The sequence below is a fragment of the Streptomyces sp. NPDC002889 genome, from assembly GCF_042888425.1.
Classification (GTDB): Bacteria; Actinomycetota; Actinomycetes; order Streptomycetales; family Streptomycetaceae; genus Streptomyces.
This window is the reverse complement of record NZ_JBIAPT010000080.1, coordinates 1-1,714: the sequence shown is the minus strand read 5'-3', so window position 1 is coordinate 1,714 and position 1,714 is coordinate 1. Positions and strand designations below refer to the sequence as shown.

Here is a 1,714-nt window from a genome sequence, read left to right as displayed (position 1 = left end):
GGCGACGATCTTGTCCGCCTGCTCTCCGCGCTCTCCCCGGGGACCTCGCCCAGTCACACCGCATCACCTTCCGTAACAGGTTAGAGAGGGGACTTTCACCCCCGACAGTTTCAGCATACGCTGAAATTAGTTTCCACACATGAGGAAATCAGGAGTTGGTCATGCATGCCTTCAAGGATGAGTGGATCACGGCGTCCGACGGCGTCCGGATCTGCGTCGATGTGTACCTGCCCGACGGGGACGGTCCGTTTCCGGCGTTGTACGCGGTAGCGCCCTACCAGAAGGACCTGCTGTACCTGCCGGCGGTGTCGACGTTCCGGTACATCGAGACCGGCCCGATCGACTACTGGACCGGCCACGGCTACGCGGTCGTGATCGGCGACCAGCGCGGCACCGGCAGGTCCGAGGGGGACTTCGAGCTGTTCGGGCCCGCCGAGCAGCGCGACTTCTACGACACCATCGAGTGGATCGCCTCCCGGCCCTGGTCGACCGGGAAGGTGTCGATGATCGGGGAGAGCGCCTACAGCGTGAACCAGTGGCTGGCCGCCGCGCAGCGCCCGCCGCACCTGACCTGCGCGCTGGTCTACAGCGGGTTCACGAACCTTTACCACGACGCGGTCTACCACGGCGGGGTCTACTCCATGGGGTTCCTCAACTTCTGGTCGACCGACCACCTCCGCGCCAGCGCCACCATCGGCGGCGGCACCCCGCCCCGGCCCGGCGGCATCACCGCCGACATCATCGGCATGACCCTGGACCGGCCCGTCGTCGACGACTGGTGGGACCAACGAGCGGTGAGGGTGGAGGACATCGATGTCCCGGTGCTCAACATCGCCTGGTGGTACGGCGTCGGCCTGCACCTGCGCGGTCAGCTCGACGGCTACGAACGCCTCAAGGGCACCGACAAGCGCCTCGTCGTGCTCGCCGGCATCGACAGCCACGAGCGCTACTACCAAACCGAGTTCCTCGACATCTACATCCGCCCCTGGTACGACCACTGGCTCAAGGGCGTCGACAACGGTGTCATGGACGGCCCGCCGGTCCATCTCCAGGTCGGCAACACCGGGAGCCAGCCGCGGGCGGAATCCGAATGGCCACCCCAGCGCGCCGTGCCGACCACGTTCTACCTGCACCCCGAACCCGCACACGCCGTCCGCTCACTCAACGACGGCAGCCTCACCACCACCCCGCCCACCCAGCCGCTTGGTGAGCCGACCGTCTACGACTACCCCAACCCCGAGTGGACGGTGGGCACCACCGTCATCACCGACGGCATCCCGCAGCCCACCCGCGGCATCCTCACCTTCACCACCCCGCCGCTGGAACACGACACCGAGGTCACCGGGAAGATCACCCTCGTGCTGTACGCCGAGTCCGACCGGACCGACACCGACTTCCACGTCAAGGTCTCCGAGCAGAAGACCGTTCCGAAGCTCAAGGAGGCCCTCATGCGCAAGGTCGCAAAGAACGTACCGCCGCCCTCCGCGATGGTCACCCGCGGCTGGTTGAAGGCCTCCCACCGCACCCATCCGCCCCAGCCGATCGAGCCGGGAGCCGTCGTCCGCTACGAGATCGAGGTCTGGCCGACTTCCTACCTCTTCCCCAAGGGCAGCCGCATCCGCCTGGAGATCGCCAACGGCGACTCCCCGGTCGCCGACGGCCTGTTCCACCACTACTACGGCCACCAGGTGGGCCGCGACCTCATCCACCACGA

1 protein-coding gene is annotated in these 1,714 nt (G+C 66.9%); it reads left to right on the top strand.

The features are described 5' to 3' along the window. Positions 1-161: 161 nt before the first annotated feature. The coding region (locus ACFYWI_RS38440) for a CocE/NonD family hydrolase (RefSeq protein ID WP_389240831.1) at positions 162-1,714 on the top strand (1,553 nt) is incomplete at its 3' end.